Source organism: Staphylococcus pasteuri, assembly GCF_030547725.1.
GTDB lineage: Bacteria > Bacillota > Bacilli > Staphylococcales > Staphylococcaceae > Staphylococcus > Staphylococcus pasteuri.
This window is the reverse complement of sequence record NZ_JAUOQO010000249.1, coordinates 1-282: the sequence shown is the minus strand read 5'-3', so window position 1 is coordinate 282 and position 282 is coordinate 1. Positions and strand designations below refer to the sequence as shown.

The window sequence follows — 282 nt, the reverse complement described above, 5'->3', positions numbered from 1 at the left end:
GTATGGTCTGACAACGAGCAAGAAGTTATTGCCGCTGGTGAGTTAGCGGGCAGTGCCGAACTGGAAGTATTGCAAGACAAAGCCGAACATCGCCGAGTGATTGTATTGGTACCCACCAGTGATGTAAGCCACCATCAGTTAGAGTTACCAAAAACTGCACAGCGTTCATGGCAGCAAGTCGCTCCTTTTATGCTAGAAGAGCAACTCGCCCAAGACCCAGATAGTTTACATATTTGCTTATTAGATAAAGGCAAAGAGACTATTGATGTGGCTTGCGTGAGC

At 46.8% G+C, this 282-nt stretch carries 1 protein-coding gene; it reads left to right on the top strand.

Annotated features, from left to right (window positions below):
- A partial coding sequence (gene gspL / locus Q4528_RS13565; protein ID WP_303522061.1) for a type II secretion system protein GspL occupies positions 1-282 on the top strand: 282 nt, incomplete at both ends.